The organism is Pseudomonas sp. 10C3 (assembly GCF_036346185.1).
Classification (GTDB): domain Bacteria; phylum Pseudomonadota; class Gammaproteobacteria; order Pseudomonadales; family Pseudomonadaceae; genus Aquipseudomonas.
In genome coordinates, this window is record NZ_JASJVE010000234.1 from 1 (window position 1) to 204 (window position 204).

The window sequence follows — 204 nt, forward strand, 5'->3', positions numbered from 1 at the left end:
GACCATAAGCCCGATAACGCCCATCGTTGAGGGTCAGCTCGCCCCGAGCGTCGAGGTTGTCACCGATATGCACATGCCCGGCCAGATTCGCGGTCAGCCCAAAACCGCTGAAGCTGAGTGTCTGTCTCTTATACACATCTTGGTATTGCGTGTTGTGGTTTTAAAAAAAAATGGGGTGGGGGGGGGGGGGGGGGGGGGGGGGGG

At 58.8% G+C, this 204-nt stretch carries 1 pseudogene; it reads right to left on the minus strand.

The features are described from left to right. Window positions 1-118 (minus strand): annotated as a pseudogene (locus tag QN399_RS26730) (hypothetical protein); the annotation flags it as partial. Window positions 119-204: the final 86 nt, after the last annotated feature.